This window comes from Arthrobacter sp. NPDC056727, from assembly GCF_042790555.1.
In the GTDB taxonomy this organism is placed as follows: Bacteria; Actinomycetota; Actinomycetes; order Actinomycetales; family Micrococcaceae; genus Arthrobacter.
In genome coordinates this window covers 1-25,060 of the sequence record NZ_JBHTZA010000032.1, presented here as the reverse complement: position 1 = coordinate 25,060, position 25,060 = coordinate 1, and the positions used below count along the sequence as shown (strand labels likewise).

At 67.4% G+C, this 25,060-nt stretch carries 23 protein-coding genes and 1 tRNA gene; 8 read left to right on the top strand and 16 right to left on the bottom strand.

The window, feature by feature from the left end; all coding sequences use genetic code 11:
* Positions 1-62 precede the first annotated feature (62 nt).
* From ACFRAH_RS22050 to ACFRAH_RS22035, 4 genes are read left to right on the top strand one after another with little or no spacing between them, the layout of a single operon-like run.
* Positions 63-923, top strand: a complete 861-nt coding sequence (locus tag ACFRAH_RS22050; protein ID WP_377993038.1) for a DeoR/GlpR family DNA-binding transcription regulator — start codon at positions 63-65, stop codon at positions 921-923.
* Positions 920-2,098, top strand: coding sequence for a galactose-1-phosphate uridylyltransferase (gene galT, locus ACFRAH_RS22045; RefSeq protein WP_377993037.1), 1,179 nt, complete (start codon positions 920-922; stop codon positions 2,096-2,098). Before ACFRAH_RS22050 ends, galT begins: the two co-directional genes overlap by 4 nt.
* The gene (galK, locus tag ACFRAH_RS22040; RefSeq protein WP_377993036.1) at positions 2,095-3,252 is read left to right on the top strand and encodes a galactokinase; all 1,158 of its coding nucleotides are present in this window, start codon (positions 2,095-2,097) and stop codon (positions 3,250-3,252) included. The genes galT and galK overlap by 4 nt, the downstream gene beginning before the upstream one ends.
* A 36-nt stretch (positions 3,253-3,288) precedes the next feature.
* Positions 3,289-4,527 carry an acetyl-CoA C-acetyltransferase gene (locus tag ACFRAH_RS22035; RefSeq protein ID WP_377993035.1) on the top strand — a complete coding sequence of 413 codons (1,239 nt, stop codon included), beginning with the start codon at positions 3,289-3,291 and terminating at the stop codon, positions 4,525-4,527.
* Positions 4,528-4,688: 161 nt separating this feature from the next.
* On the opposite strand, the gene ACFRAH_RS22030 is transcribed toward ACFRAH_RS22035, so the two are convergent.
* The gene (locus ACFRAH_RS22030) at positions 4,689-5,594 is read right to left on the bottom strand and encodes a Bax inhibitor-1/YccA family protein (RefSeq protein WP_377993034.1); all 906 of its coding nucleotides are present in this window, start codon (positions 5,592-5,594) and stop codon (positions 4,689-4,691) included.
* A 348-nt stretch (positions 5,595-5,942) separates the two neighbouring features.
* Between ACFRAH_RS22030 and ACFRAH_RS22025 the strand changes: the two genes are divergently transcribed.
* Genes ACFRAH_RS22025 through ACFRAH_RS22010 form a run of 4 tightly spaced genes read left to right on the top strand, consistent with a single transcriptional unit; the run spans position 5,943 to position 10,062 of the window.
* Positions 5,943-7,238: a branched-chain amino acid ABC transporter permease gene (locus ACFRAH_RS22025; RefSeq protein WP_377993058.1), complete on the top strand. Its 1,296-nt coding sequence runs from the start codon at positions 5,943-5,945 to the stop codon at positions 7,236-7,238.
* A gap of 9 nt (positions 7,239-7,247) precedes the next feature.
* A complete protein-coding gene (locus ACFRAH_RS22020; RefSeq protein ID WP_377993033.1) occupies positions 7,248-8,216 on the top strand; it encodes a branched-chain amino acid ABC transporter permease in 969 nt (322 codons plus the stop codon).
* Positions 8,213-9,295: an ABC transporter ATP-binding protein gene (locus ACFRAH_RS22015; RefSeq protein ID WP_377993032.1), complete on the top strand. Its 1,083-nt coding sequence runs from the start codon at positions 8,213-8,215 to the stop codon at positions 9,293-9,295. Before ACFRAH_RS22020 ends, ACFRAH_RS22015 begins: the two co-directional genes overlap by 4 nt.
* Positions 9,292-10,062, top strand: coding sequence for an ABC transporter ATP-binding protein (locus ACFRAH_RS22010; RefSeq protein WP_377993031.1), 771 nt, complete (start codon positions 9,292-9,294; stop codon positions 10,060-10,062). The genes ACFRAH_RS22015 and ACFRAH_RS22010 overlap by 4 nt, the downstream gene beginning before the upstream one ends.
* Positions 10,063-10,149: 87 nt before the next feature.
* Here the strand turns inward: ACFRAH_RS22010 and ACFRAH_RS22005 are convergent, their stop codons facing one another.
* The 15 genes from ACFRAH_RS22005 to ACFRAH_RS21935 form a co-directional block, all read right to left on the bottom strand.
* On the bottom strand, positions 10,150-11,499 hold the full coding sequence (locus ACFRAH_RS22005; RefSeq protein WP_377993030.1) for an ABC transporter substrate-binding protein: 1,350 nt from the start codon (positions 11,497-11,499) through the stop codon (positions 10,150-10,152).
* A gap of 172 nt (positions 11,500-11,671) precedes the next feature.
* Positions 11,672-11,745, bottom strand: a tRNA-Leu gene (locus ACFRAH_RS22000).
* 20 nt (positions 11,746-11,765) lie between these two features.
* The gene (locus ACFRAH_RS21995; RefSeq protein ID WP_377993029.1) at positions 11,766-12,716 is read right to left on the bottom strand and encodes an N-acetyltransferase; all 951 of its coding nucleotides are present in this window, start codon (positions 12,714-12,716) and stop codon (positions 11,766-11,768) included.
* A 114-nt stretch (positions 12,717-12,830) separates the two neighbouring features.
* Positions 12,831-14,297 carry an NAD(P)/FAD-dependent oxidoreductase gene (locus ACFRAH_RS21990; RefSeq protein ID WP_377993028.1) on the bottom strand — a complete coding sequence of 489 codons (1,467 nt, stop codon included), beginning with the start codon at positions 14,295-14,297 and terminating at the stop codon, positions 12,831-12,833.
* Positions 14,298-14,331: 34 nt separating this feature from the next.
* The gene (locus ACFRAH_RS21985) at positions 14,332-15,723 is read right to left on the bottom strand and encodes a S8 family serine peptidase (RefSeq protein WP_377993027.1); all 1,392 of its coding nucleotides are present in this window, start codon (positions 15,721-15,723) and stop codon (positions 14,332-14,334) included.
* A 19-nt stretch (positions 15,724-15,742) separates the two neighbouring features.
* Positions 15,743-16,699: an exopolyphosphatase gene (locus ACFRAH_RS21980; protein WP_377993026.1), complete on the bottom strand. Its 957-nt coding sequence runs from the start codon at positions 16,697-16,699 to the stop codon at positions 15,743-15,745.
* Positions 16,696-17,388, bottom strand: a complete 693-nt coding sequence (locus tag ACFRAH_RS21975) for a DUF501 domain-containing protein (RefSeq protein ID WP_377993025.1) — start codon at positions 17,386-17,388, stop codon at positions 16,696-16,698. Before ACFRAH_RS21975 ends, ACFRAH_RS21980 begins: the two co-directional genes overlap by 4 nt.
* A 75-nt stretch (positions 17,389-17,463) precedes the next feature.
* Entirely contained in the window at positions 17,464-18,240 is a 777-nt protein-coding gene (locus ACFRAH_RS21970) for a septum formation initiator family protein (RefSeq protein WP_377993024.1), read from the bottom strand.
* Between the two features lie 87 nt (positions 18,241-18,327).
* On the bottom strand, positions 18,328-19,608 hold the full coding sequence (gene eno / locus ACFRAH_RS21965) for a phosphopyruvate hydratase (RefSeq protein WP_377993023.1): 1,281 nt from the start codon (positions 19,606-19,608) through the stop codon (positions 18,328-18,330).
* Positions 19,609-19,728: 120 nt separating this feature from the next.
* Positions 19,729-20,331, bottom strand: a complete 603-nt coding sequence (locus ACFRAH_RS21960; protein WP_377993057.1) for a MazG nucleotide pyrophosphohydrolase domain-containing protein — start codon at positions 20,329-20,331, stop codon at positions 19,729-19,731.
* An 82-nt stretch (positions 20,332-20,413) separates the two neighbouring features.
* Positions 20,414-21,559: an adenosine deaminase gene (locus tag ACFRAH_RS21955; protein ID WP_377993022.1), complete on the bottom strand. Its 1,146-nt coding sequence runs from the start codon at positions 21,557-21,559 to the stop codon at positions 20,414-20,416.
* 100 nt (positions 21,560-21,659) lie between these two features.
* Positions 21,660-22,361 (bottom strand): DedA family protein, encoded by a 702-nt coding sequence (locus ACFRAH_RS21950; protein ID WP_377993021.1) that lies wholly within the window; start codon positions 22,359-22,361, stop codon positions 21,660-21,662.
* A 102-nt stretch (positions 22,362-22,463) separates the two neighbouring features.
* Positions 22,464-23,081, bottom strand: coding sequence for a DedA family protein (locus tag ACFRAH_RS21945; protein WP_377993020.1), 618 nt, complete (start codon positions 23,079-23,081; stop codon positions 22,464-22,466).
* 2 nt (positions 23,082-23,083) lie between these two features.
* Positions 23,084-24,397 (bottom strand): thymidine phosphorylase, encoded by a 1,314-nt coding sequence (locus ACFRAH_RS21940; protein WP_377993019.1) that lies wholly within the window; start codon positions 24,395-24,397, stop codon positions 23,084-23,086.
* On the bottom strand, positions 24,394-24,825 hold the full coding sequence (locus ACFRAH_RS21935; RefSeq protein WP_377993056.1) for a cytidine deaminase: 432 nt from the start codon (positions 24,823-24,825) through the stop codon (positions 24,394-24,396). The genes ACFRAH_RS21940 and ACFRAH_RS21935 overlap by 4 nt, the downstream gene beginning before the upstream one ends.
* Between the last annotated feature and the right edge of the window lie 235 nt (positions 24,826-25,060).

Here is a 25,060-nt window from a genome sequence, read left to right as displayed (position 1 = left end):
GAGGGGTGCCCCAAGGTGACGGGGCCCACACGAAGCTGAGCCGCAGGGAAAGGAGGAGCCACGTGCTCGCAACGCAGCGGCAGCACCGGATCCTCCAGGAGCTCGACGCCGAAGGCACAGTCCGGGTCGCGGCACTCGCGGACGTGCTCCGGGTGTCCGAAATGACCGTCCGGCGCGACATCGACGCGCTCGACGCCGAAGGATTGCTGCTGCGGGTCCACGGCGGCGCCACCCGTGCTTCCTCGTTCAGCGCCATCGAACCGGGGTTCGGCGCAAAGTCGGCACGGGAAACGGAGGCGAAGCAGGCCATCGCCGCGGAGGCGCTCACCCTGCTCCGCCCGGGCATGACCCTGCTGGTTTCCGGCGGCACCACCACCCACGAGCTGGCCCGGCTGCTCCCCCAGGATCTCGGGCTCACGGTGGCCACCAACTCCCTTATGGTGGCCAGCGCGCTGGCGGCGGCCGCTGACGGCGGCATCCGCACCGTGGTCCTCGGCGGCCAGCGCACACCGTCCGAGGCCCTCGTGGGTCCGGTGACGGTGCACGCGCTGGACAACCTGCACGCCGATCTCTGCTTCATGGGCGTGCACGGCTTCGACCCGAAGGCCGGCATCACCTCGCCGAACCTCCTCGAGTCCGAGGTCAATGCCGCCATGATCGGGGCCTCGGACACGCTGGCTGTACTCGCCGACGCCACCAAGTTCGGGACCGTAGGCCTCGCCGGGATCGCCCCGCTGTCCGCCGTCGGCATCCTCATCACCGACGACCGGATCCGCACAGGCCCCGCCAACCCTGCCACCGAGGACCTTCTCCGGCAGTCGGTCGGCGAGCTGCGGCTGGCGCCGTTAGACCAAACACCCGCGAACCAAACACCCACCAACCGGGCATCCAAGCCACCCGCGTTCAAAGGACACGACGCATGACCCACATCACCAGCACCCAGCTCGCCGACGGCCGGGAACTGCTCTATTTCGACGACGCCGGTTCAACCCGGCCGCGCTCCGTGGAGCTCCCCCGGGACCGCCGGGACCTCCCGCCCCGCGGCGAGCCGGGCGAAGTCCGGTATGACGCGCTGACCGGCGAATGGGTGGCCGTGGCCGCGCACCGGCAAACGCGCACCCACCTGCCGCCCGCGGACCAGTGCCCCATCTGCCCCACCACGGACGCCAACCCGTCCGAGATCCCCGCGCCGGACTACGACGTCGTGGTGTTCGAGAACCGCTTCCCCTCCCTCGGCCCGGCAGTGGGTCCGGTCCCCGCCAACCCGGGCTGGGGAACCACCGGCCCGGCGTTCGGACGCTGCGAGGTGGTCACCTTCACCCCGGAGCACACGGGATCCTTCAGCGGCCTGAGTGAAACCCGAGCCCGCACAGTGGTGGAGGCGTGGGCTCACCGGACGGCGGCCCTCAGCGCGCTGCCCGGCATCAAGCAGGTTTTCCCGTTCGAGAACCGTGGTGCGGACATCGGCGTCACCCTGCACCACCCGCACGGCCAGATCTACGCCTACCCCTACGTCACGCCGCGCGGCGCCGTCATGGGCGCCGCCGCCCGCAGGTTCTATGACGACGCCGGCGGGCAGGAAACGCTGACCGGCTCGCTGCTGCGCGCCGAGCGGGAGGACGGCAGCCGGATGGTGCTGGAAAGCGACAGCTTCAGCGCCTACGTTCCGTTTGCTGCCCGGTGGCCGCTGGAGATCCACCTCGTCCCGCACCGCCAGGTCCCGGACCTGGCCGGGCTGACCGGGGAGGAGAAGGACGAGCTGGCCCACGTCTACCTCGACCTGCTCAAGCGTCTGGACGCCCTCTACCCCACCCCGACGCCCTACATTTCGGCCTGGCACCAGGCCCCGGTGGACGACCTGCTCCGCCCGGCCAGCCGCCTGCACCTGCAGCTGACATCCCCGCGCCGCGCGGCGGACAAGCTGAAGTTCCTCGCCGGCTCCGAGGCGGCCATGGGCGCCTTCATCAACGACACCACGCCCGAACAGGTGGCGGAGCGGCTCCGCTCGGTCACGGTTCCGGCATCGCCGGCCGAAGCGCTCGCCCCGGTTGCCCCCGGACTGACCGAACCGGACCTCATCGAAGGAGCCCACGCATGACCGCCCCCGCCACCACCGACTTCGGGGCCCGGTTCTCCGCCGCGTACGGCCGCCAGCCGGACGGCGTGTGGCAGGCCCCCGGCCGGGTCAACCTGATCGGCGAACACACGGACTACAACGAGGGTTTCGTGCTCCCGTTCGCGATCGACAGGACCGCCCGCGTGGCCGTGGCGGTCCGGCCCGATTCCACCGTCCGGATGCTCTCGACCTACGGCGACCAGGGAATCACGACGGCGGACACCGCTTCGCTGGAGGGCGGAGCGGCCAAGGGGTGGACCAAGTACCCGCTGGGCGTCATCTGGGCCTTGCAGCAGCGCGGCATCGACGTCCCGGGGCTGGACCTGCTGCTTGACTCCGACGTGCCGCTCGGCGCCGGCCTGTCCTCCTCGCACGCCATCGAATGCGCGGTGATTTCCGCGCTCAACGACCTCACCGGCGCCGGCATGGGCCCGGAGGACATGGTTCTGGCCACCCAGCGCGCGGAGAACGACTTCGTCGGCGCGCCCACGGGCATCATGGACCAGTCCGCCTCGCTGCGCGGTTCGAAGGGCCATGCCGTGTTCCTGGACTGCCGCGACCAGAGCGTCCAGCTGGTCCCTTTCGAGGCCGAGGCCGCTGGACTTGTCCTGCTGGTCATCGACACCAAGGTGTCCCATTCCCACGCCGACGGCGGCTACGCCTCCCGCCGTGCCTCCTGCGAACTGGGCGCCGAGGTGCTGGGCGTCAAGGCACTGCGCGATGTTGCACCGGCCGATCTCGAGGAGGCCAGCGGGCTGCTGGACGAGGTCACGTTCCGCCGCGTCCGGCACGTCGTCACAGAGAACGACCGCGTGCTGCAGACCGTGGAACTCCTGGCGCAGCAGGGACCGTCGGCCATCGGCCCCCTGCTGGACGCCAGCCATGCCTCCATGCGCGACGACTTCGAGATCTCCTGCCCGGAACTGGATCTGGCCGTCGAGAGCTCACGGGCGGGCGGCGCCATCGGTGCCCGGATGACCGGCGGAGGATTCGGCGGGGCGGCCATCGCCCTGACTCCGGTGAGCGGCGAGCAGCAGGTGCGTGCCGCCGTCGTACGTGCCTTCGCGGAGGCGGGGTACACGGCACCGGACATCTTCACGGTCACCCCGGCGGCGGGGGCCATGCGGCTGGCGTAGCGGTTAATGCACAGGGCACGGGCGTAGGCTGGTCGCATGCCTGAAGCAGTCATTGTTTCAACCGCCAGAAGCCCGATCGGCCGCGCATTCAAGGGCTCTCTGAAGGATGAGCGGCCGGACGACATGGCGGCGGCCATGGTCCGGGCGGCACTGGCCAAACTGCCGGCCTTCGACCCCACCGGGGACACCGGGCCCGGGCTGGATGACCTCTACCTCGGCTGCGCCGAACCCAGCGGCGAAGCGGGCTCCAACATGGCCCGCGTCGTCACCATCCTCGCCGGCCTGGACAACGTGCCCGCCGCCACCGTCAACAGGTTCTGCGCCTCCAGCCTGCAGACCCTGCGGATGGCCTTCCATGCCATCCGCGCGGGCGAGGGCCAGGCGTTCGTCACCGCCGGCGTCGAGGCCGTGTCCCGCTACCAGGACTGGGCCGGGGCTGGCGAAACCGGGGCTCAAAACCACAACCCATGGTTCGAACCGGCCCGGCAGCGCTCGGCCGCTCGCGCAGAGTCGAACACGCCCTGGACGGATCCGCGGCTGGGCGGCAGGATGCCGGACATCTACATCGCCATGGGCCAGACGGCCGAGAACGTGGCCACGTCCTACGGGATCAGCCGCGCCGACCAGGATGAATGGGCCGTGCTGAGCCAGAACCGGGCCGAGGCCGCGATTGCCTCCGGCTTCTATGCCCGCGAAATCACGCCGTACAAGCGGCGCGACGGCACCGTGGTGGACCGGGACGATTCGCCGCGGCCCGGCGTGACCCTCGACGCCGTCAGCGCCCTGCAACCGGTCTTCCGCCGGGAGGGCACCGTCACGGCCGGCAACGCGTGCCCGCTCAACGATGGCGCCGCAGCCCTGGTGGTCATGAGCTACGACCTGGCCCGGGACCTCGGACTGGCGCCGCTGGCCAGAATCGTCTCCACCGCCGCCACGGCGCTGTCCCCCGAACTGATGGGGATGGGTCCGGTGGAGGCCTCCCGCCAGGCGCTGGCCCGTGCCCGCCTGGACATGCGGGACATCGACCTCGTGGAGCTCAACGAGGCCTTTGCCGTCCAGGTGGTGGCAAGCGCCCGCGAACTGAAAATCGATCCCGCGAAACTCAATGTGCACGGCGGCGCCATCGCGCTGGGCCACCCCTTCGGCATGACCGGCGCCCGGATGACCGCCACGCTGCTCAACGGCCTGCGCGAAACGGACGGAACCATGGGCCTTGCCACCCTCTGCGTCGGCGGCGGCCAGGGCATGGCCGTGGTGCTGGAGCGCCTCACCTAACTGTTTTGCTTGGAGTTTTTGTACAGATAATGGCCCCAAAAGGCCCCCGAAGTCGTGACAAGTGGACAAAAACTCCAGCCGTAACGCGGAAGTGGGCCCCGCCGGTTTGGCGGGACCCACTTCCCTTAAGGACGCACGACGGCGGTGCGCCGGGTTTTGTTCTAGTCGTCGCCGCGGAGGATGGCCAGCAGGCGGATGATTTCAACGTACAGCCACACGAGCGTGACGGTCAGGCCGAAGGCAGCGGTCCAGGAAAAGCGCTCCGGGGCTCCGGCGCGGACGCCGGCCTCGATGCTGGTGAAGTCCATGATCAGCGAGAAGGCGGCGAGGCCGATCGCGAGCAGGCCGATGAAAACGCCCAGCGGAATGCCGAAGATCTCAAAGCTCGTGCGCAGGCCGAAGGGCGAATCCACGGCACCGGTCCACATCATGACCATGTTGATCAGGGCGAAGACCGCGTAGCCGATGGTGGCGATCATGAAGAAGCGCATCGCCTTGGGGGTGGCACGGACCTTGCCGCTCTTGAACAGCACCAGGGTCACGGCGAAGACGGACAGCGTGCCGATGACCGCCTGCAGGCCGACGCCCGGGTACATCCCGTCGAGGATGCGGGTCAGGCCGCCGAGGAAGAAGCCCTCGAGGGCGGCGTAGGCCAGGATGAGGGCCGGCGAGGGTTGCTTCTTGAACGTGTTCACAAGGGCCAGGACAAAGCCGCCCAGCGCGCCCACGATCATCAGCATGCTGGCGAGCGACAGGCTCACCGTGAGGGTGACGGCGGCGCCGACCACCACTGCGGCGAGGCAGATGGCGGTCTTGACGATGACGTCGTCGAAGGTCATCCGCCCGGTTTCGGCGGGGCCGGCGGCAGGCCGGTTGTACATCTGCTGCAGCTGGTCATTGGTCATGTGCTGCTGCTGCGACATCCAGCCGGACTGGGCGTCCATGACCGAGCCGGGAGCGCGCCCCTGGCCGTAGTAGTTCTGGCCGTACGCCTGCGGGACAGGCGGCGCCTGGGTGGCTCCACGGAAATTCTTTCCGTTGAAGATCGGGTTTCCGCCAAGTGCCATTGCGGGTGTCCTCCATGTATGGGGTTGAGTGATGAATCTACTGGTCACGCTACCAAGTTCCACGGACCGGCGGCAGGGAAAGTTCCTGCTGGTGGACGTGCGTTTCAGTTGTTACCGGATCGCTATCTGATGGTCAGCTCCGCCCACGCGGTTTGTACTGCTTGCGCTGTACGATAATCGGGTCAGGGTGACGGATATCACAGCTAGTCAAGACCCGTTCCACCAGCAGGTATATCCGTCGTCCTCCGTTCGCAGCGGCTGCAATGAGGCAGCCGTAACCACCCCCCTGTGGAGGTTTTCATTTTGAGACGCACACCGAGAGGGCTGCCTATCCGGCGGCCGGCCGGGCTGCTGAAGGTATGGGGGGCCATTGCCTCCGCCGTCGTGGCACTTCTGCTGGTCGCAGCACCGGCATCGCAGGCAGGCACTCCAGCTCCGACACCACCCCCGTCGAACCAGCAGTTCACAGACACCATCAGCGGCTTCCTCCGCGACGACTCACGGCGCCCCCTTGAAGGCGTCAAGATCACCGCAAAGAGCGGGTCCTTCACCGGCGAGGCCAAGTCAGGCGCCAACGGGGCATGGAGCATTGGTGTTCCCCAGCAGGGCACCTATGAGATCCGGCTGGACGAATCAACCCTTCCTAAGGGGATCAAGCTCGCCGAAGGCCAGTCGAATCCCCGCACCGTCACCTTCAGCCAGACGTCGAACCTCTCGGTCATCTTCGCCTTCGGCAAGGGCATCGTGGTCCAGCAGCAGGACTTTGGCCAGAACCTGCTCAACAGGCTCGTGGCCGGGCTGAGCTTCGGCCTGCTGCTGGCCCTGGCCTCAGTGGGCCTGTCCCTGATCTTCGGCACCACCGGGCTCACCAACTTCGCGCATGGCGAGATGGTGACCCTCGGCGCCGTGCTGGTCTTTGGATTCAGCGCCCTGAACCTGCCGTTCTGGCTGGCCATCATCCTGGCCCTGCTCGGCGGCGGACTGTTCGGCTACGCGCAGGACGCCGGGCTTTGGCGCCCGCTGCGCCGCCGCGGCACCGGCCTGGTACCCATGATGATCGTCAGCATCGGCCTTGCCCTGGCCATCCGCTACATCATCCAGTTCTACTTCGGCGGGGCCACACAGCAGCTGCCGTTCGCGCAGAGCGCGGAAATCCAGCTCGGCCCGGTCTCCATCTCCCCCAACAACCTGTGGTCCCTGGTCATCAGCGCCGCCGTGATCGCCCTCATCGGCATCGTGCTGCTGAAGACCAGGCTGGGCAAGGCCACCCGCGCGGTGGCAGACAACCCCGCTCTGGCCGCCGCCTCCGGAATCGACGTCGACGGCGTCATCCGCCTGGTCTGGATCGTCGGCGGTGTCCTGGCCTCGCTGGGCGGCATCCTCTGGGCCTACTACCGCCCCGGCGTCACCTTCGACATGGGCTCGCAGATCCTGCTGCTCATCTTCGCCGGCGTGACCCTCGGCGGCCTGGGCACCGTCTTCGGCGCCCTCGTCGGATCAGTCATCGTGGGCATCTTCGTCGAACTGACCACCGTGTTCGGCCTCGCCGCCGACCTCAAGTACGTGGGAGCACTCTTCATCATGATCGTTGTCCTCTTGTTCAGGCCGCAGGGCATCCTGGGCCGTCGCGAGCGCGTGGGTTAGGAGACAGCCATGGACTTCGGATTTATCCTTTCCAGCGCGGCCGGTGAACTTTTCAGCCCGACGACGGCGGCCTACGCTCTTGCCGCCCTCGGCCTCGCCGTTCACTTCGGCTACTCAGGCCTGCTGAACTTCGGCCAGGCCGGGTTCATGGCCGTCGGGGCCTACGGCTTTGCCATCTCCACGCTCACCTTCCGGGTGCCGTTCTTCGTGGGCCTGCTCATCGCCGTCGTCTGTTCCGTGCTCTTTGCACTGGTGCTCGGCATTCCCACGCTCCGCCTCCGGGCGGACTACCTGGCCATCGTCACCATCGCGGCAGCGGAAATCGTCCGCTACGTCGTCACCACCAACCAGCTCACCTCCGTGACCGGCTCCGCCAACGGGCTCGCTGCCTTCGAGGGCGGGTTCTATTCGATGAACCCGTTCCCCGAGGGTTCCTACTTCGGCATGAACAACCGTGACTTCTTCATCCGGGTGGTGGGCTGGGGACTCGTGGCTGTGGGCTGCGTCCTCGTCTGGCTCCTGATGCGCAGCCCCTGGGGCCGCGTGCTGAAGGGCATCCGCGAGGACGAGAACGCGGTGCGCTCGCTCGGCAAAAACGTCTACGCCCACAAGATGCAGTCGCTCGTGATCGGCGGCACGTTCGGTGCACTGGCCGGGATGATCTTCACGCTCCCCCGCGGCGCAGTGCAGCCGGCCAACTACGGCACCGAGCTGACGTTCTTCCTGTGGACCTGCCTGCTGCTGGGCGGCATGGCCACGGTCCTCGGACCGGTGATCGGCGCCATGATCTTCTGGGTGGTCCTGTCCCTCACGCAGGGTGTCCTGTACGGTCTCATCGAATCCGGCGCGGTGACCTGGCTGACCACGGTCCAGGCGGGCCAGCTGCGCTACATCCTGGTGGGCATCGCGCTGATGCTGCTGATGATCTTCAGGCCGCAGGGCGTCTTTGGCAATAAGAAGGAGCTGGCGTTCGCATGAGCAAATACAGCGAGGAATCAGTGGAAGAGGGCGTCGACTACATGACCGACACCCGTCCGATCGCCGTCGGGGACAACGCCCCCGGCTGCAAGAAGCGGGATCCGATCGTCGTCGCCGAAAACGTCACCCGCAGCTTCGGCGGCATTAACGCCGTCGACGTTGACTACCTGGAGATCCCGCGGCACAAGATCACCGCCCTGATCGGGCCCAACGGGGCCGGCAAGACCACCCTGTTCAACCTGCTCACCGGCTTTGATACGCCGAACTCGGGCAAGTGGCAGTTCGAGGGCCACAGCATCGCCGGGGTGTCCTCCTACAAGGTGGCGCGGATGGGCATGGTGCGCACGTTCCAGCTCACCAAGGTCATGGGCAAGCTGACCGTCATGGAGAACATGCGGCTCGGCGCGTCCAACCAGCCTGGTGAAAGGCTGTCCAAGGCCCTGTTCAAGAACATCTGGGGCGGGCGCGAGAAGGAAATCACCGAGCACGCCAACGTCCTGCTGGAGAAGTTCAAGCTCGACACCAAGAAGGACGACTACGCGGCCTCCCTCTCCGGCGGCCAGCGCAAGCTGCTGGAAATGGCACGTTCGCTGATGGTCCGGCCCAAGCTGGTGATGCTGGACGAACCGATGGCAGGGGTCAACCCGGCGCTGACGCAGTCGCTGCTGGACCACATCAAGAACCTGAAGTCCGAGGGCATGACCGTCCTCTTCGTGGAACACGACATGCACATGGTCCGGCACATCGCGGACTGGGTGGTGGTCATGGCCGAAGGAAAGATCGTGGCCGAGGGCCCTCCGGGCGAGGTCATGAAGGACCCCGCCGTCATCGACGCCTACCTGGGCGCCCACCACGACGTCGATCTTGGCGACACCGAGGGCATCAGGGAACTGGAACAGGAACTCGCGGCGGATGACGAATCAATCGTCGGCACCGAGGACGCGGGCATCATCGCCTTCGATGCCGAGGCGCCCACGATCACCGAGGCCGATCCCGACGCCGGACGCACAACTCCCGTACGTGCAGAGACCGCGGGACGCACAGAGCCTGCCGCACAGGCAGAAAAGGACAAGGAATGAGTGCCACGAGCGCGGCCCCGGCCGCAAGCAGCGCAGCTGAGGACGGCGTCGTCGTCAAGGTCACGGACCTGGTGGCCGGCTACCTCCCCGGCGTCAACATCCTCAACGGGTGCAGCATCGAGGCCCGGAAGGGCGAGCTGATCGGCATCATCGGCCCGAACGGGGCCGGCAAGTCCACCCTGCTGAAGGCCATGTTCGGGCTGGTCAAGGTGCATTCCGGATCCGTGATGGTCCGGGGACGCGACCTCACCGGGCTGAAGGCCAACAAGCTGGTGACCCAGGGAGTGGGGTTCGTGCCGCAGACCAACAACGTCTTCGCCACGCTCACCATTGAGGAGAACATGCAGATGGGCATGTTCCAGCGGCCCAAGGACTTCGCCGAGCGCTTCGAGTTCGTCACCAGCCTGTTCCCGGAACTCGGAAAACGCCGGGCGCAGCGTGCCGGCTCCCTGTCCGGCGGCGAACGCCAGATGGTGGCGATGGGGCGGGCCCTGATGATGGAGCCGGCAGTGCTGCTGCTGGACGAACCGTCCGCAGGCCTCTCCCCCGTCAAGCAGGACGAGACCTTCCTGCGCGTTCACGAGATCAACCGGGCCGGCGTGTCCGTCATCATGGTGGAACAGAATGCCCGCCGCTGCCTGCAGATCTGCGACCGCGGCTACGTCCTGGACCAGGGCAGGGACGCGTACACGGGTACGGGCCGCGAGCTCATGAAAGACCCGAAGGTCATCCAGCTGTACCTCGGCACGCTGGCGGACGAGGACTAGGCCCCGCATAACCAGTCACCGCACAACAGGAAACCCCCGGCCAGGTTGAACTGGCCGGGGGTTTCCTGTCGTGCGGCGGGAAGCGGCTTACAGCTTGCCGAATTCTTCCCTGGACGGCTTGTAGGTGTTGTCGTCCTGGTACTCGTAGATGCCGATGGAGGCTTCCGTCGGGTCACCGGCGTCGGAGAAGGTCACCGGACCGGATTCGCCGTCGTAGTCGATGTCCTTGCCATTGCGGAGCAGGGTGACGCAGGACGGGAAGTCGGTGCACTTTTCACCGCCCTCGGAGACTGCCTTGAGCTGCTTGGCGATTTCCGTGCCCTTGGTGCTCTTGGCGGCCTCGGACGCGAGTGCAATCAGGTTGACGGCGTCGTAGGACTCACCCGCGTAGCTGTAGTCCTTCAGGGCCGGATCGATGGCCAGGAGCTTCTTCTTGAAGTCCTCCTTGGCGAAGGTGCCGGGGATGGTCCCCTGCGCGCCCTTCAGCGTGCCGGCCTTGAAATCCTTGCTGTAGTCGGACGTGTTGCCGTCCACCATGAACAGCTGCGTGGGCTTGATGCCCTTGCCGGTGATCAGCGGAACGATGCTCTTGGCCTGGTCGAAGGTGATCAGGGCAATCGCGTCCGGCTTGGCGGCAATGACCTTGTCCACCTGGCTGCTGAACTGCGAGTCACCCTCGTTGAAGAGCTCCTCGGCCACAACCTGGCCGCCGGCTGCCTCAAAGGCTGCCTTGACGTTCTTCGCCAGGCCCGTGCCGTACGCATCGTTCAGGACAATCATGCCCACCGTCTGGGCGCCACAGGTGGCCATGTAGTTACCAAGGACCTTGCCCTGCAGCACGTCGGACGGAGCGGTGCGCCAGTACAGGCCCTTATCGTCCCAGGTGGTGAAGTCGGGGGACGTGTTCGCGGGCGAGAACTGGATGACACCGGCGCCCGTGATCTGGTTGATCACGGTCTTGGACACACCGGAGGAGGCGGCACCGATGATGGCGCTGACGCCCTGGCCGAGGAGTGCCGTGGTGGACTGCGTGGCGATGTCCGTCTTGGTGTCGCCGGAGTCGCGGTGGACCACCTGGATGGGCTTGCCGAGCACGCCGCCGGCGGCGTTGACTTCCTTGACGCCGAGGTTAACACCGGCGATTTCGGGTGGGCCGAGGAACGCCAGCGACCCCGTCGTCGGCAGGAGCGATCCAAGTTTCAGCGGTGTGGGTGTGGTGGTGGTTGCTGCCGGCACGTTGCCGGTCTCTGTGGAACTGCTGGTTGCCCCGGCCGTGGCACTGGGAGCAGGGCACGCGATGCCGCCAGTCGCTCCTGCTGAGGATTCGGTCGCGCTTGGGGTGGAACCGCCACCACAAGCCGTGGCCAAAAGGGCGACGCCGATGCCAAGCACTGTGAGCTTAGCGACCCTTGGCGCCGCCTGGGGGAGTGAAATCATTTAGAGTCTCCTCGATCGAAAGGTGCGAACGGCCTTTGATGCGATTTTGGTCAGGGGTTCCTGAGCTAAGTTCAAGCTAATCCAATTCGAGCGGGAACATAAGTGACTAAGGTCACATCCTCATAACACTCGTTGCATATTGGAACACCGGCGGCGCGAAGGAGGAAAGTAGTACCCCAGGTGGGACTCGAACCCACAACACGCGGATTTTAAGTCCGCTGCCTCTGCCAATTGGGCTACTGGGGCGCCCGGTCAATCGTATCGCCTCAGAGGGCGGCCAGCGGCCCCGCGTACCGGAAGGTGCCGTGGACTCCGCCGGGCCACAGCGCGAGGGGCAGGATCTGGAAATGGTCGCCCCAGTTGGTGTCGGGCGCCTGCACGCCCAGGGACGACGCCGGCACGAAGCCGAACCGGGGGTAATACTCGGTGGATCCCAGCAGCGCGATGCCCTTCTCCCCCGCGGCGTTGGCCCGGGTGACTGTTTCGCGCATGAGCGCGGAGCCGAGGCCGTGGCGCTGCAGCCGCGGCGTCACCCCAATGGGCCCGAGGCCAAGGAGCTCGAGGTCCTCCACCCAGGCGCGGGTGCTGATCACGTGGCCCACGATTTCGCCGTCGAGTTCGGCGACGATGCTGAACTCCGGCAGATATTCCTCGGCGACGAACAGCTCCCGGAGTACCTTGACCTCAACGGGCTCCCCCTCGACAGGCAAGCCGGTAACCGGGGAAACGGCGAAGGCTTCGGCGGTCAGGGCAAGGAGGGCCTCACGGTCGCCTGGTTCCTCGCTGCGCAGGATGACTTCCCGCACGGGTTCGGGCCCGGGGACGTTGGCGGCCGCCAGCTCGGCCAGGACCTCCAGCGCACGGGCAGAGTCCGCCACCGGCACCAGGAGGTGGTCGTGGTGGAAGCCGGCCAGCACGTTGCAGCTGATCCGGGCCTCGGTCAGTGCCCTGCTGACAGCCGCGGTCAGGCCCACTGCCTCCAGCGCCGAGTGGACCTCCAGCGTGATCCAGGCCGCCACGAAGTCGTAGGGCAGGTCCAGCGCGTCCGCCTCGGCCCGGGGCAGGACCACCGTGAGCCCTTCGGCTTCCCGGACGGCGGCCTCGATGTGCCCCGCGAGCGGCCTGCCGTGAGGCCAGAGAACGTAGACGTACTCCCCTTTCCGGAGCACCGGATGCATCGAGGCAAGGAGCGTCTGGAGGTTCTTTTCACCCGTCATGGAGCCAGTCTATGGGTGCACCGGGACGCCGCCGGGAGACCCAAGCAACAACGAAGCCCGGCAAACGACAAAGCGGCCGTTCCCCCGAAAGGGAACGGCCGCCGTCGTAATTTGTTACTTGGCCTCGGCCGTGACGGGGTCCTTGGCGCCGCCCTGGGCAGGGGCTGCGGAGTTCTCCGCCGGAACCGGAGCGGCGGGGGCCGCGGGCTTCGGAGCCGGGGTTGCAGCGGCCACGAAGGCGCCGCGCGGGTTGTCCAGGTCCAGCAGCTGGGTGGTGTCGCGGCCTGCGAAGAAGCTCAGGATCCAGTTGAAGACCACGCGGAACTTGCGCTCGAAGGTCGGCATGGCCATGCCGTGGTAGCCGCGGTGTGCCAGCCAGGCCAGGGGGCCCTTGAGTCCGATGCGGCCGAGCAGGTTGATGTTGGCAACACCCTTCCACTCACCGAAGCCGGCCACAGCACCGAGGTTCTTGTGCTTGTAGTCAACGAGCGGCTTCTCCCAGCGGGAGGCCCACAGGTTCTTGGCGAGGCGCTTGGCCTGGCGCAGCGCGTGCTGGGCGTTGGGAACGCAGGTGCCGTCCGGCAGGCCGCCGCCCGTGAGGTCGGGAACCGCGGCGATATCGCCGGCAGCCCAGGCGTTGTCGATGATGCCTTCGTCGCCGCCGATGCGCAGATCCGGCAGCACGCGGACGCGGCCGCGGGGCTCCAGCGGGAAGTCGGTGGAGCGGACCATCGGGTTGGCCTGCACGCCGGCAGTCCACACGAGGGTGTCGGTTTCGAATTCCTGGGCCGGGGACTTGTCAGGCAGGTTGATGAGCTTGAGGGAGCCCTCCGCGTTGTCCAGCGAGGTGTTCAGCAGGACCTCGATGCCGCGGCTGCGGAGGTGCTCCACAACCCACTCGGCCTGCGGCGCGGTGACCTCGGGCATGATGCGGCCCATGGCCTCGACCAGGACGAAGCGGACTTCCTCCTGCTTGACGCGCGGGTTGTTCTTGACCGCGGCGCGGGCGAGGTCTTCCATTTCGGTGATGCACTCGATGCCGGCGAAGCCGCCACCCACCACGACGAAGGTCAGGGCACGGGCGCGCTCGGCGGGGTCGGTCATGGTGGAGCCGCGCTCGATGCGGTCGAGGACCTTGTTGCGCAGCGCAACGGCTTCCTCGATGGTCTTCAGGCCGATGCCCTTGTCCGCCAGGCCCTTGATCGGGAACGTGCGGGTGATGGCGCCGGCGGCAAGCACGACGTCGAAGTACGGGATCTCGAAGTTCTCGCCACCGTCAGCCGGGGCAACCACTGCCGTGCGGTTGGCGTGGTCGATGGAGAGGACGCGGCCCTGGATGAGCTCGGTCTGCTTGAGGTGCTGGCGGTGCGAGACCACTGCGTGGCGGGCCTCGATGTTTCCGCCGGCAACTTCCGGCAGGAAGGGCTGGTATGTCATGTAGGGCAGCGGATCAACGACGGTGACGATGCCGCCTGCGTTCGCGATCTTCTTCTGCAGTTTGAGGGCTACGTAGAGGCCGACGTACCCGCCGCCGACGACGAGCACACGCGGACGATCCTGGAGCTGTGGGGTGGTTGCCATATCTTCAGAGTACAGTACTTTGTGAAAATCTTCACTAACTGGTCCGGTCGGCCTGGTCCACCCGTGTCACTGCACCGGTTTCCGGCTCCTCCGTTCCCCGGCCGGACGCCCGGTAGGCGCGCCGCAGCTGTACCGCCGCGGCCGCGATGATGGCGATGAAAAGCGCACCGAACCCGATGACCACGGCCGCCGGCAGCGCGCTGTCCAGCTGCGAGGGGGGCTGGGCAACGGGCACGGTCGCCCTGGGCAGCGTGGCCTGCGGTGCGGGTGCCTCGGCCGTCGGCTCGGGAGCGGGCGTGGCGAGGTTCCCGCGCCGGTGGACGCGGATCCAGTCCGCGATGGACCCCAGCGGGTTGGCCTTCGTTTCGGCCACATCGTCCTTCAGGGCCGCTTCCGCGTTCAGGACGCCGAAGCCGTACAGCGGGTCCTTGCCAGGTGCGCCCTCGTCCTTGGCGGTGGAGACGATCCTGTTGATGACCTGCTTGGCGCTCATCTCCGGCCACTTGGAACGGATCAGTGCCGCAACACCGGAGACGATGGGGGTGGCGCCGGACGTGCCGGCCCACTCCGCGTAGCTGCCGCCGGGCAGTCCGCCGGCAAGCTTCTCTGCAGGCGCGGCGACGCCGATGCTGATGCCCTGGGAGGAGGAGTCGGTGCTCGCCTGTCCGTTCTTGTCCAGGCCTGCGACGGTCAGCACGCCGGGGATGGTGGCCGGGGCCCCCACCTGAACGTTGCCGCCCACCCGGTTGCCGGCCGCCGCCACGATGACCACGTCCTTCTGCTCGGCGTACAGGAAAGCCGCATCCCAGCTTTGCGGCCACTCCGGCGACGTGCTGCCCAGCGAAATGTTGATGACCTTCGCGCCGTTGTCCACGGCCCAGCGCACGGCCTCCGGGATCTGGTCCTGGTCGCTCTTGCCGCCGGGGTTGGCTGAGCCCAGCCAGGTGGACACGGAGAGGATCTGTGCCTCGGGGGCCACGCCCATGATGCCGTCGGGCATGGCCTTGGACGCAGACGCGCTCGGGGAAGGCTTGGCGCTTGCCGTGGCCTTCTTCGCCGCCTGGTGCCCGCGGCCCGCAAGCATGGTGGCCACTAGCGTGCCGTGCTCGGGCTTGGCACCGATGCTCTTCTCACCGTCGGGCTCGCCCGCGCCGGAGACGTCGTGGCCGCCCGCCAGCACACCCTTGAGATCGGGATGGTTGCCGTCAACGCCGCTGTCGATCACGGCCACCTTCACGTTGGCGCCCTTGGACACCTCCCACGCCTTGGTGATGCCGGCTTCCTTGAGCCAGTACTCCTTGTCCCGCCAGGAGTCCGCCTGCGCGGCAGGTGCGGTGGCGACTGCGGACGCGGCGATGCCACCGGCAAGCACCGCGGACAGAAGGGCCGAGACCGTCCGGCGGAGCCGGGCTGTTGCGCTGGTCATTCAGGATCCAATACTCGGTTTAGCTTTGTGCCTCGGCACTCAGGGCAATTCCGTCAAGAATATCGTGCTCGCTGGCCGTAGCCGTAATGATGCGGCCGCCGCTGAGCTCGCCCATCCGGGTGAGGATGCGCCGCCAGACCAGCGCGCCGGCGCCGATGACGTCCACCCGGCCGGGATGCATGTAGGGCAGTTCCGCCCGCTGCGCCCGCGGCATCTGCAGCAGGTCGGTGGCCGCCGCCTGCACGGCGGAGATGGACAGTTCGGCGCCATGGATGGCCGCGGGCAGGTATTCGGGCAGCTTGAGGGCATGGGCCGTGATGGTGGTGATGGACCCGGCAACCCCGACGACGGCGGTGCTGCGTTCCAGCGGAACGTCCAGCCGCGCTTCGGCGATGGCGGCATCCACGTCGGCCTCCGCGGCGGCGATCTGCTCGGCCGTGGGCGGGTCGGAGATGAGGTGGCGTTCGGTCAGCCGGACGCAGCCGATGTCCACGGACCGTGCGGCGATCACGCCGTTGGCGTCGCCGAGCACGAACTCCGTGCTGCCGCCGCCGAGGTCCACCACCAGCACCTTGTCCTCCGCCGAAATGGGCAGCACGCTGCTGGCGCCGGCGAAGGACAGCGCGGCTTCCTCGTGGCCCGTGATCACCTCGGGCTCCACGCCGATGAGGTTCCGGATGCCGTCGACGAAGACCTGGCGGTTCCGGGCGTCCCGGCTGGCGGAGGTGGCAACGAAGCGCACCTTTTGGGCCTGGTATTCGCGGATGAGCGCGGCGTAGTCCGCCGTGGCCGCGAAGGTGCGCTCCAGCGCCTCGGGCGCCAGCTCGCCGGTGGCGTCCACGCCCTGGCCGAGCCGCACCACGCGCATTTCACGCACGACGTCGGTCAGCTTGGTGGCGCCGTTGCTGCGGTCGATGTCGGCGATGAGCAGGCGGATGGAATTGGTTCCGCAGTCAATGGCGGCCACCCGGGTCATGCGCCGGCCTCCGTCTTTCGTGGTTCCACCGTGGCATCTGTCTTGGATTTGCGGACGGGCGCCGGGCGGCCGACGATCCCCGGTAGGCCCTGCGGGCCGTGGCGGCTCAGGTCCCGCGACGGGGCCTCACCGGCCGTGTCCCAGGCACCCCCACAGTAGCAGCGGTCCACGGTCCACCATTCGCTGATGGCCGCGATGGCCTCGTCGCCCAGCGGATTCACTCCCGGCCCGGCGGCCAGCGAGTGTCCCACCAGAACGTGCAGGCACTTGACGCGGGTTGGCATGCCACCGGCGGAGACGCCGTCGATCTCCGGCACGGCACCGATCCCCGACCGCGCCCCGATCTCGGCACGGGCAGCGAGGTAGGCCTCGTGGGCAGCCCGGTGGGCGGCAGCCAGGGACTCATCGGCGGCAAGCCGGTCGTTCATTTCGTTCATGAGGCCGGCCGCCTCAAGGCGGGAGACCGCCGACGTGATGACGGGGTGGGTCAGGTAGAACGTCGTGGGGAAGGGAGTCCCGTTGCTCAGGCGCGGGGATGTTGCGGCGACGAGCGGGTTGCCGCAGACGCAGCGCGCCGGGATTTCCACAACGTCGCGCACCGGCCTCCCCAGCTGGCGGCTGAGCACATCGAGGTCCTGCGCTGATGGCTGCCTGGATTCACCGGGGGCGGTTGCCGTGTTGTCGTCCACTGGCGTGGCCGTCCTTCCTGCCCGGATCTGGCTGCCCCGAGAATCCGGTAGGCAGTCCGGCGGCGGGCACCGCTCCTAGTCTGTTGCCGAGCGCCTGATGGACTCCCAGAGGGAATCCACCCAGGGCACGTCGGCGGGGTCTTCTGTTTCTGCTGCACTGGGCTCGCTGCCTGTAGCGCCGGCCGGCAGGTCGCTGCCGAATACCCAGTAGCCGGTCTCTCCCGGCATAACCATGTTAATGCGGTCGCGCGCCTGCTGCTTGACGTAGTTGGGATCCTGCCAGCGCGAAACCTGCCGCTTGAGGTTGTCCTGGTCCGATTTGCTGTCCGCGATGTCCGATTCCAGGGCCGCAATTTCCGCCCGCTTGTCGATGAAGATCTTCACGGTGGGGGCCAGCATGATGGTGATGGCAACCATCACCACAGCCAGCGCCAGCATGCGGCCGGAGAATGCCTTGGCAGGTACGGGGTCGAGGTTGTCTGCCTCCGCCGCGGCTGCAGAGGACCCGGACTTCGTGCGGCCACTGCCTGATTTCCCCGCGGCCGTGCTGCCTGTCCTGCCTGCGGCAGTTTTCGCGGAAGCGCCGGCTTTTGCGGCGGCGCCTGCTTTCGCACCTGCTCCCTTGGTGGCGGTGCCCGTTGATCTGGAAGCGGTCCGGGTCGCCGCACCCGCCTGGGTACCGCCGGGCCTGCCCTCCGCCTTGCCACCGTGTCCCGTGCCTGTTTCGTGGGCGGCATGCCCTGGGCGCGGGCCGCCGAAGTCCGCCTGGATAACGTCTCCCCCGGCCGATTCGGCGGTGGTCTGCTGTGCTGGTGGGGTCACCCTGGGAACTTTGGGACGGCGGGTAGCCATGACACTCCTGTAACGTGTGGCACCAAAAACAAAACCGGTGGCTATGGTCTTTCCACCATAGCCACCGGTCAGCTGTTTCTTTGGCTACTAGGCCTTGAAACGCGGGAACGCGCTGCGGCCGGCGTAGCGTGCGGCGTCGTCGAGTTCCTCTTCGATGCGCAGCAGCTGGTTGTACTTGGCAACACGCTCGGAGCGGGCCGGAGCACCGGTCTTGATCTGTCCGGCGTTGGTGGCAACGGCGATGTCGGCGATCGTGGTGTCTTCGGTTTCACCGGAGCGGTGCGAGGTGATGGTGGTGTAACCGGAGCGCTGGGCCAGGGAAACGGCGTCCAGGGTTTCGGTCAGCGAGCCGATCTGGTTGACCTTGACCAGCAGGGAGTTGGCCGTGGCAGCGTCGATGCCCTGCTGCAGGCGCTCGGGGTTGGTGACGAACAGGTCGTCGCCCACCAGCTGGACCTTGTCACCGATGGTGTCGGTGAGGATCTTCCAGCCATCCCAGTCGTTCTCGTCCAGCGGGTCCTCGATGGAAACCAGCGGGTAGTCGGCAACGAGTTCGGCGTAGTAGGCGCTCATCTCGGCGGCGCTCAGGGCCTTGCCTTCGAACTGGTAGGCACCGTCCTTGAAGAACTCGGAGGAGGCGACGTCCAGGGCCAGGGCGATGTCGGTGCCCGGGGTGTAGCCGGCGTTCTGAATGGCTTCCTGGATCAGGTCCAGGGCAGCGCGGTTGGACGGCAGGTTCGGGGCGAAGCCGCCCTCGTCGCCGAGGCCGGTGGAGAGGCCCTTCTGCTGCAGCACGGACTTGAGGTTGTGGTACACCTCAACGCCCCAGCGCAGGCCCTCGGAGAAGGTCTCGGCGCCGATCGGGGCGATCATGAATTCCTGGATGTCGACGTCGGAGTCCGCGTGCGAGCCGCCGTTGAGGATGTTCATCAGCGGAACCGGCAGGACGTGCGCGTTCGGGCCGCCCAGGTACTTGTACAGCGGCAGGTCGGCGGAGGCTGCTGCGGCGTTGGCAACGGCCAGGGAGACACCGAGGATGGCGTTGGCGCCCAGCTTGCCCTTGTTGGCGGTGCCGTCCAGGTCGATCATGGCCTGGTCGATGCTGCGCTGGTCGGTGGCGTCAAAGCCGGTCAGGGCCGGTGCGATCTGGTCGATGACGGCGTCAACGGCCTTCTGGACACCCTTGCCGAGGTAGCGGCCCTTGTCGCCGTCGCGCAGTTCAACTGCTTCGTGCTCGCCGGTGGAGGCACCGGACGGAACGGCAGCGCGGCCGATCTGGCCGTCGGAGAGGAGAACTTCAACTTCAACGGTGGGGTTGCCACGGGAATCGAGGATCTCGCGGGCGTGGATGGCATCGATAAGCGCCATGGATTTGCTCCTTGTGGGCGATATTACGGGGGTTTCTAGCGGAAAATCTCGACGTCCTCGTCAGGGACTAGCGTAGTCGAGAGTGGTGCACGTTACGGAAACCTATCCAGAACCCGGACGTCATGATCCGGGCGCGGAAGTTTCCGGCTGGCCGTTCTGGTACCGCCGCACGGCCCCGCGGAGGGCGCGTTCGGCGTCGAACCCCCTGCTCCGGGCAGAGCGTACGACGGCGAGCAGCAGCTCGCCGAGTTCGGCTTCGGTTTCGATTGAGCCGGCGAGCTCGACCGCCGGCTTTTCTGTGGCCTGGAGCCCTGCCCGTTCGGCCCGGTCCAGGGTTTTCTGGGCCTGGGCCAAGGCAGGCAGAGCTACCGGGATGCCCTCGAACGGCGTGCTGCGCTGCGGGCTTTCGGCCTTTTTCACGGCATCCCACTTCAGCACGATCTCCTCCACCGTGGCGGGGAAGGAGTCCTGGAGGGAACCGTCCGGGCGGAATACGTGGGGGTTGCGGCGGATCATCTTCTCGGTCAGGCCGCGGGCGACGTCGCCAAAACCGAACACCCCGCGTTCCTGGGCGAGCCGGGCGTGGAGCACCACCTGGAGCAGCACATCGCCCAGCTCGCCTTTCAGTTCAGCCTCGTCCGCCCCGGTCTCGATGGTCTCGGCCACTTCGTAGGCCTCTTCCAGCAGGTACTCCACGAGCGACTCGTGGGTGAGGGCTCCCATCCAGGGGCAGTGCTCTCGGAGGGCGGCGATCACCCTCAGCAGCTCCCCCACTGGGCCGGCGGGTTCAGGCTGCCGGACGGCTTCAGCCAAGGTCGCCGTAGGCGTCGTTGATGTATTCCACGAGGGCTTCCTTTTCCTCCAGGGGCAGGAAGGACGCCTCGGCGGCGTTGAGCGTGAGCTCCAGCAGGTCGTCGAGGTCGTAGTCGAAGGTTTCCACCAGCAGCTCGAACTCGTCGGTGAGCGTCACGCCGCTCATGAGGCGGTTGTCCGTGTTGATGGTCACGTTGAAGCCCAGCTGGTACAGCATGTCCAGCGGGTGGCTTTCGATGCCCTCGCCAAAGCCGGCGATGGCGCCGGTCTGCAGGTTCGAGGAAGGGCAGATCTCCAGGGCGATGCCGCGGTCACGGATCCAGCTGGACAGGTTGCCGAGGGTGACCAGGCCGATGTTGTCGCTGTCCTCGTCGTCGGTGTCGTCCTCGTCGAACTCCACTGTGATGTCCTCGGCGATGCGGACGCCGTGGCCCAGGCGGAGCGCGCGGCCGTCAACCAGGGCGGACTGGATGCTGTCCAGTCCGGCGGCTTCACCGGCGTGCACGGTGGCCGGGAAGTTGTTTTCGGCCAGGTAGGTGAAGGCGTCCCGGAAGCGCGAGGGCAGGAAGCCGTCTTCGGCGCCGGCGATGTCGAAGCCGACGGCGCCCTTGTCCCGGTGCCGGACAGCGAGCTCTGCGATTTCCTGGCCGCGGTCAGCGTGCCGCATGGCCGTGATCAGCTGGCCCACCTGGATCTCGCGGCCGGTTTCGGCCACGGCTTCGACGCCGGCCTCGAGGCCTTCCTGGACGGCCTCGACAACCTCGTCCAGGGTCAGTCCCTTCTGGAGGTGCTGCTCAGGTGCCCAGCGCACCTCGCCGTACACCACGCCGTCGTCCGCCAGATCCTCCACGAACTCCTTGGCGACCCGGAACAGTCCTTCCTTGGTCTGCATGACGGCGACCGTGTGGTCGAACGTCTCAAGGTAGCGGACCAGCGAGCCGGAGTCGGCGGACTCGCGGAACCATTCACCCAGGGCTGTCGGGTCCGTGGACGGGAGGGTGTGCCCCACCGCTTCCGCCAGCTCAATGATGGTGGCAGGGCGCAGGCCGCCGTCCAGGTGGTCGTGAAGGGATACCTTGGGCAGGCTCTTCAGGTCGAAGTCAAGGGCAGGGGCGGCGTCAACGATTGGCTCAGTCACGTACCAACTCTAGGGTTGGACCGGCGGCAATGCCAACGCGCACACGGCGCAGCTACAGGCAGCCCCGGGAGGCCGCCGAACCGCACGCCGGGCCTTCCTGTCAGGCCACGCGGCCGGTGTTTTCCGGGACGCTGCGCTCTGCCCGGACGTTGCCCTTCTCCGCGACGTTGCCCTTCTCCGGCGCGGCGGCGTCGTTGCGGCCGAGCCGCTTGTGCCACCAGCGCAGGGCGTGGTCGATGATGATGCCCAGGATAATGGCGAACACCACGGCGATGCCGGCCCCCAGCAGGGGGTTGTGGTGGAGCCACGGGAAGGAACTGGCGACGAGGCCGATGCCTATCGAATATCCCACCCACGTGAAGCAGGCGAAGGCATCCAGCACGAAGAACCTGCGGTGCGGGTATCCGGTGGTGCCGGCGACGTAGTTCACGGCGACGCGCCCCCACGGAATGTAGCGTGCGGTGAAGATCAGCACGGCGCCGCGCTTCTCCAACTCGTAGCGCGCCCAGCCGAAGACCTTCTGCACCCTGGGCCGGCGCATCCACTTCCAGCGCTCCAGGCCGATTTTCCGGCCCAGCATGTAGGCCATGTTGTCACCGGCCATGGCGCCGGTGAGGGCCGTCAGGCCGAGGATCCAGAGATTTGGCTCGCCGCTGTGCCGGGAGAAGGCCGCCAGCGCCACGATGAGCGTCTCGCTGGGGACCACCATGGCGAACCCGTCAACGAAGAAGAACATGAGCAAGATGGGATAAATCCACCACTGACCCGCTGCATGGAGCACGGCCTCATTAATAAACTCCACGCGGCTGTTGCTCCTAGGGCATATAACAAGACATGAGGTGACGCAAATCGCTCTCTAGTGTCGCACGGCGGGAGGATAGTCCGCTACGCCTTGAATGGAAAGTCAACGTTCTTCGAGCGGATCCTGAATGCGGCCCCGGAGCCGGTTGATGCCGAGGTCCACCAGGATGCCCAGCACGATGGCGCAAACAATGGCAATCACGGCCCCAAGAAGGTGGTTTTCCTCAAACCACTGGCCGAAGAACAGCCCGATGGCCACGGAATACGAGGCCCAGAGCGTGGCGGAAAGCACAGTCAGCCCGACGAAGCGCGCATGCGAATAGTGTGTGGCACCCGCGGTCAGGTTGACGGCCACCCTGCCGATCGGGACGAACCGCGCCACGAGGATCAGCGAGGCCGGCCGCTTGCGCAGTTCCCGCCCGGCCCACCGGAACGCCCGCTGCATGCGCGGCCCGCGCATCCACGCCCAGCGCTGGATGCCCACTCCCCGGCCGATGAGATAGGCCGCGTTGTCGCCGGTGAAGGCGCCCAGCCCTGCCACGGCGGCGAGCAGCCACGGATTCGGAACGTCTGCCGTCGCGGCGACGGCGGCCAGCCCCACCACCACCGATTCACTGGGAATGGGCGGGAAGAAGCCGTCGATGATGCAGCAGCCCAGGACTATGAACAGGACCCAGGGCTGGCCGGCGGCCGCCAGGATGAAGTCATTGATGGCCTGCACGGTCAGGCGATGCGGTCGATGATGAGCTGCTGCGCAGGCCGGGAACCCCCAGGGGCGATCGTGACGGCGTGTTCGAGCGCCTCCTTGGCCCGGGCAAACCTCCCGGGCGTGTCCGTCAGCAGGGTCATCAGCGGTTGGCCGGCACGCACCAAGGCACCGGGCTTGGCGTGCAGGCGCACACCCGCGGCTGCCTGCACCGGATCCTCCTTGCGGGCCCGGCCGGCGCCGAGCCGCCACGCCGCCACACCCACGGCGAACGCGTCAAGCTCCACGAGGACGCCGTCTGCGGGCGCGTAGATGGTCTCCGCCTCCTTGGCCGCCGGCAGCTTGGCCCGCGGGTCCCCGCCCTGCGCCGCGATCATCCGGTTCCAGACGTCCATGGCCCGGCCGTCCCTGAGCGCAGCGGCCGGATCGGCGTCGGGAAGACCGGCGCACCTCAGCATCTCCTCAGCGAGCCGCACCGTCAGTTCGACGACGTCTTCCGGGCCTCCGCCGGCGAGGACCTCGACGGATTCCTCCACCTCGATGGCGTTGCCGGCTGTCAGCCCCAGCGGCGTGCCCATGTTGGTCAGCAGGGCCACGGTTTCCACCCCGGCGTCCTTGCCAAGGGCCACCATGGTTTCGGCGAGTTCGCGCGCGCCGGCCTCGTCCTTCATGAACGCCCCGCTGCCCACCTTGACGTCCAGCACCAGCGAGCCCGTGCCCTCCGCGATCTTCTTGCTCATGATCGACGACGCCAGCAGCGGGATGGACTCGACGGTGCCAGTGACATCCCGGAGCGCATAGAGCTTCTTGTCCGCCGGGGCCAGCCCCGGTCCGGCAGCGCAGATCACCGCGCCAACCTCCTGGAGCTGGGCCAGCATTTCATCGTTGCCCAGGTCCGCGCGCCAGCCCGGAATGGACTCGAGCTTGTCCAGTGTGCCGCCGGTGTAGCCCAGCCCGCGCCCGGACAGCTGCGGCACCGCCACCCCGAATACCGCGACGAGGGGCGCCAGCGGCAGGGTGACCTTGTCCCCCACCCCGCCCGTGGAGTGTTTGTCGGTGGTTACTTTCACGCCTCCGTCGGGCCGCCGGAGGCCGGAGAAGTCCATCCGCTCGCCCGAGGCGATCATCGCCGCAGTCCAACGGGAGATCTCGGCGCGGTCCATGCCGTTGAGCAGGATGGCCATGTTCAGGGCCGCCATCTGCTCCTCCGCGACGACACCGCGGGTGTACGCGTCGATGGTCCAGTCGATCTGCTCGGGGCTGAGTGCGCCCTTGTCGCGCTTGGTCCGGATGATCTCGACGGCGTCGAACGGCTCGCTGCTCTGGGTCACCGGGTTCCCTCCAGTTGTTCGGGACCGAATGCGTCAGGCAGCACCTGGTCCATGGTCATAATCCCCTGCGTGGTCATGAGTTCCATGCCCGGGGCCCGGAACTCGTACAGCAGCTGCCGGCAGCGTCCGCAGGGCATGAGCACGTTGCCGCTGCCGTCCACGCAGTAGAACGCGCGCAGGAGGCCGCCGCCGGTCATCTGCAGGTTCCCGACGAGGACGCACTCGGCACACAGCGTGAGGCCATAGCTGGCGTTCTCCACATTGCAGCCGCTTACCATCCGGCCGTCCGCGGTGAAGGCCGCGGCCCCCACCGGAAAGCCGGAGTAGGGCGCGTAGGCGTTCTTCATGGCCGCGAGCGCGGCGCCTTCGAGGGCAGCCCAGTCGATGATGGCGCCCGTTCCGCTGGCGTCGTTCTGCACGGCCGTCACCCCTTGGCGTACGGGGTGCCGCTGGCCGGCACCCGGGTGCGCAGCAGCGCACTCAAGAGCCACTTTAGTGTCCTGTTCCGCGCCCGGGTAACACGGTCCGGGCAACACGCCCGGCGCGAACGTACACTTGTGGCCCCTGGGAAGCGCTTCCCTGGGGCCACAAGCATGGTATTATAAAAAACTAAAGGCCCACAAAGACACCCCCAGTATCAAAAAAAAAAAAACAAACCCACCC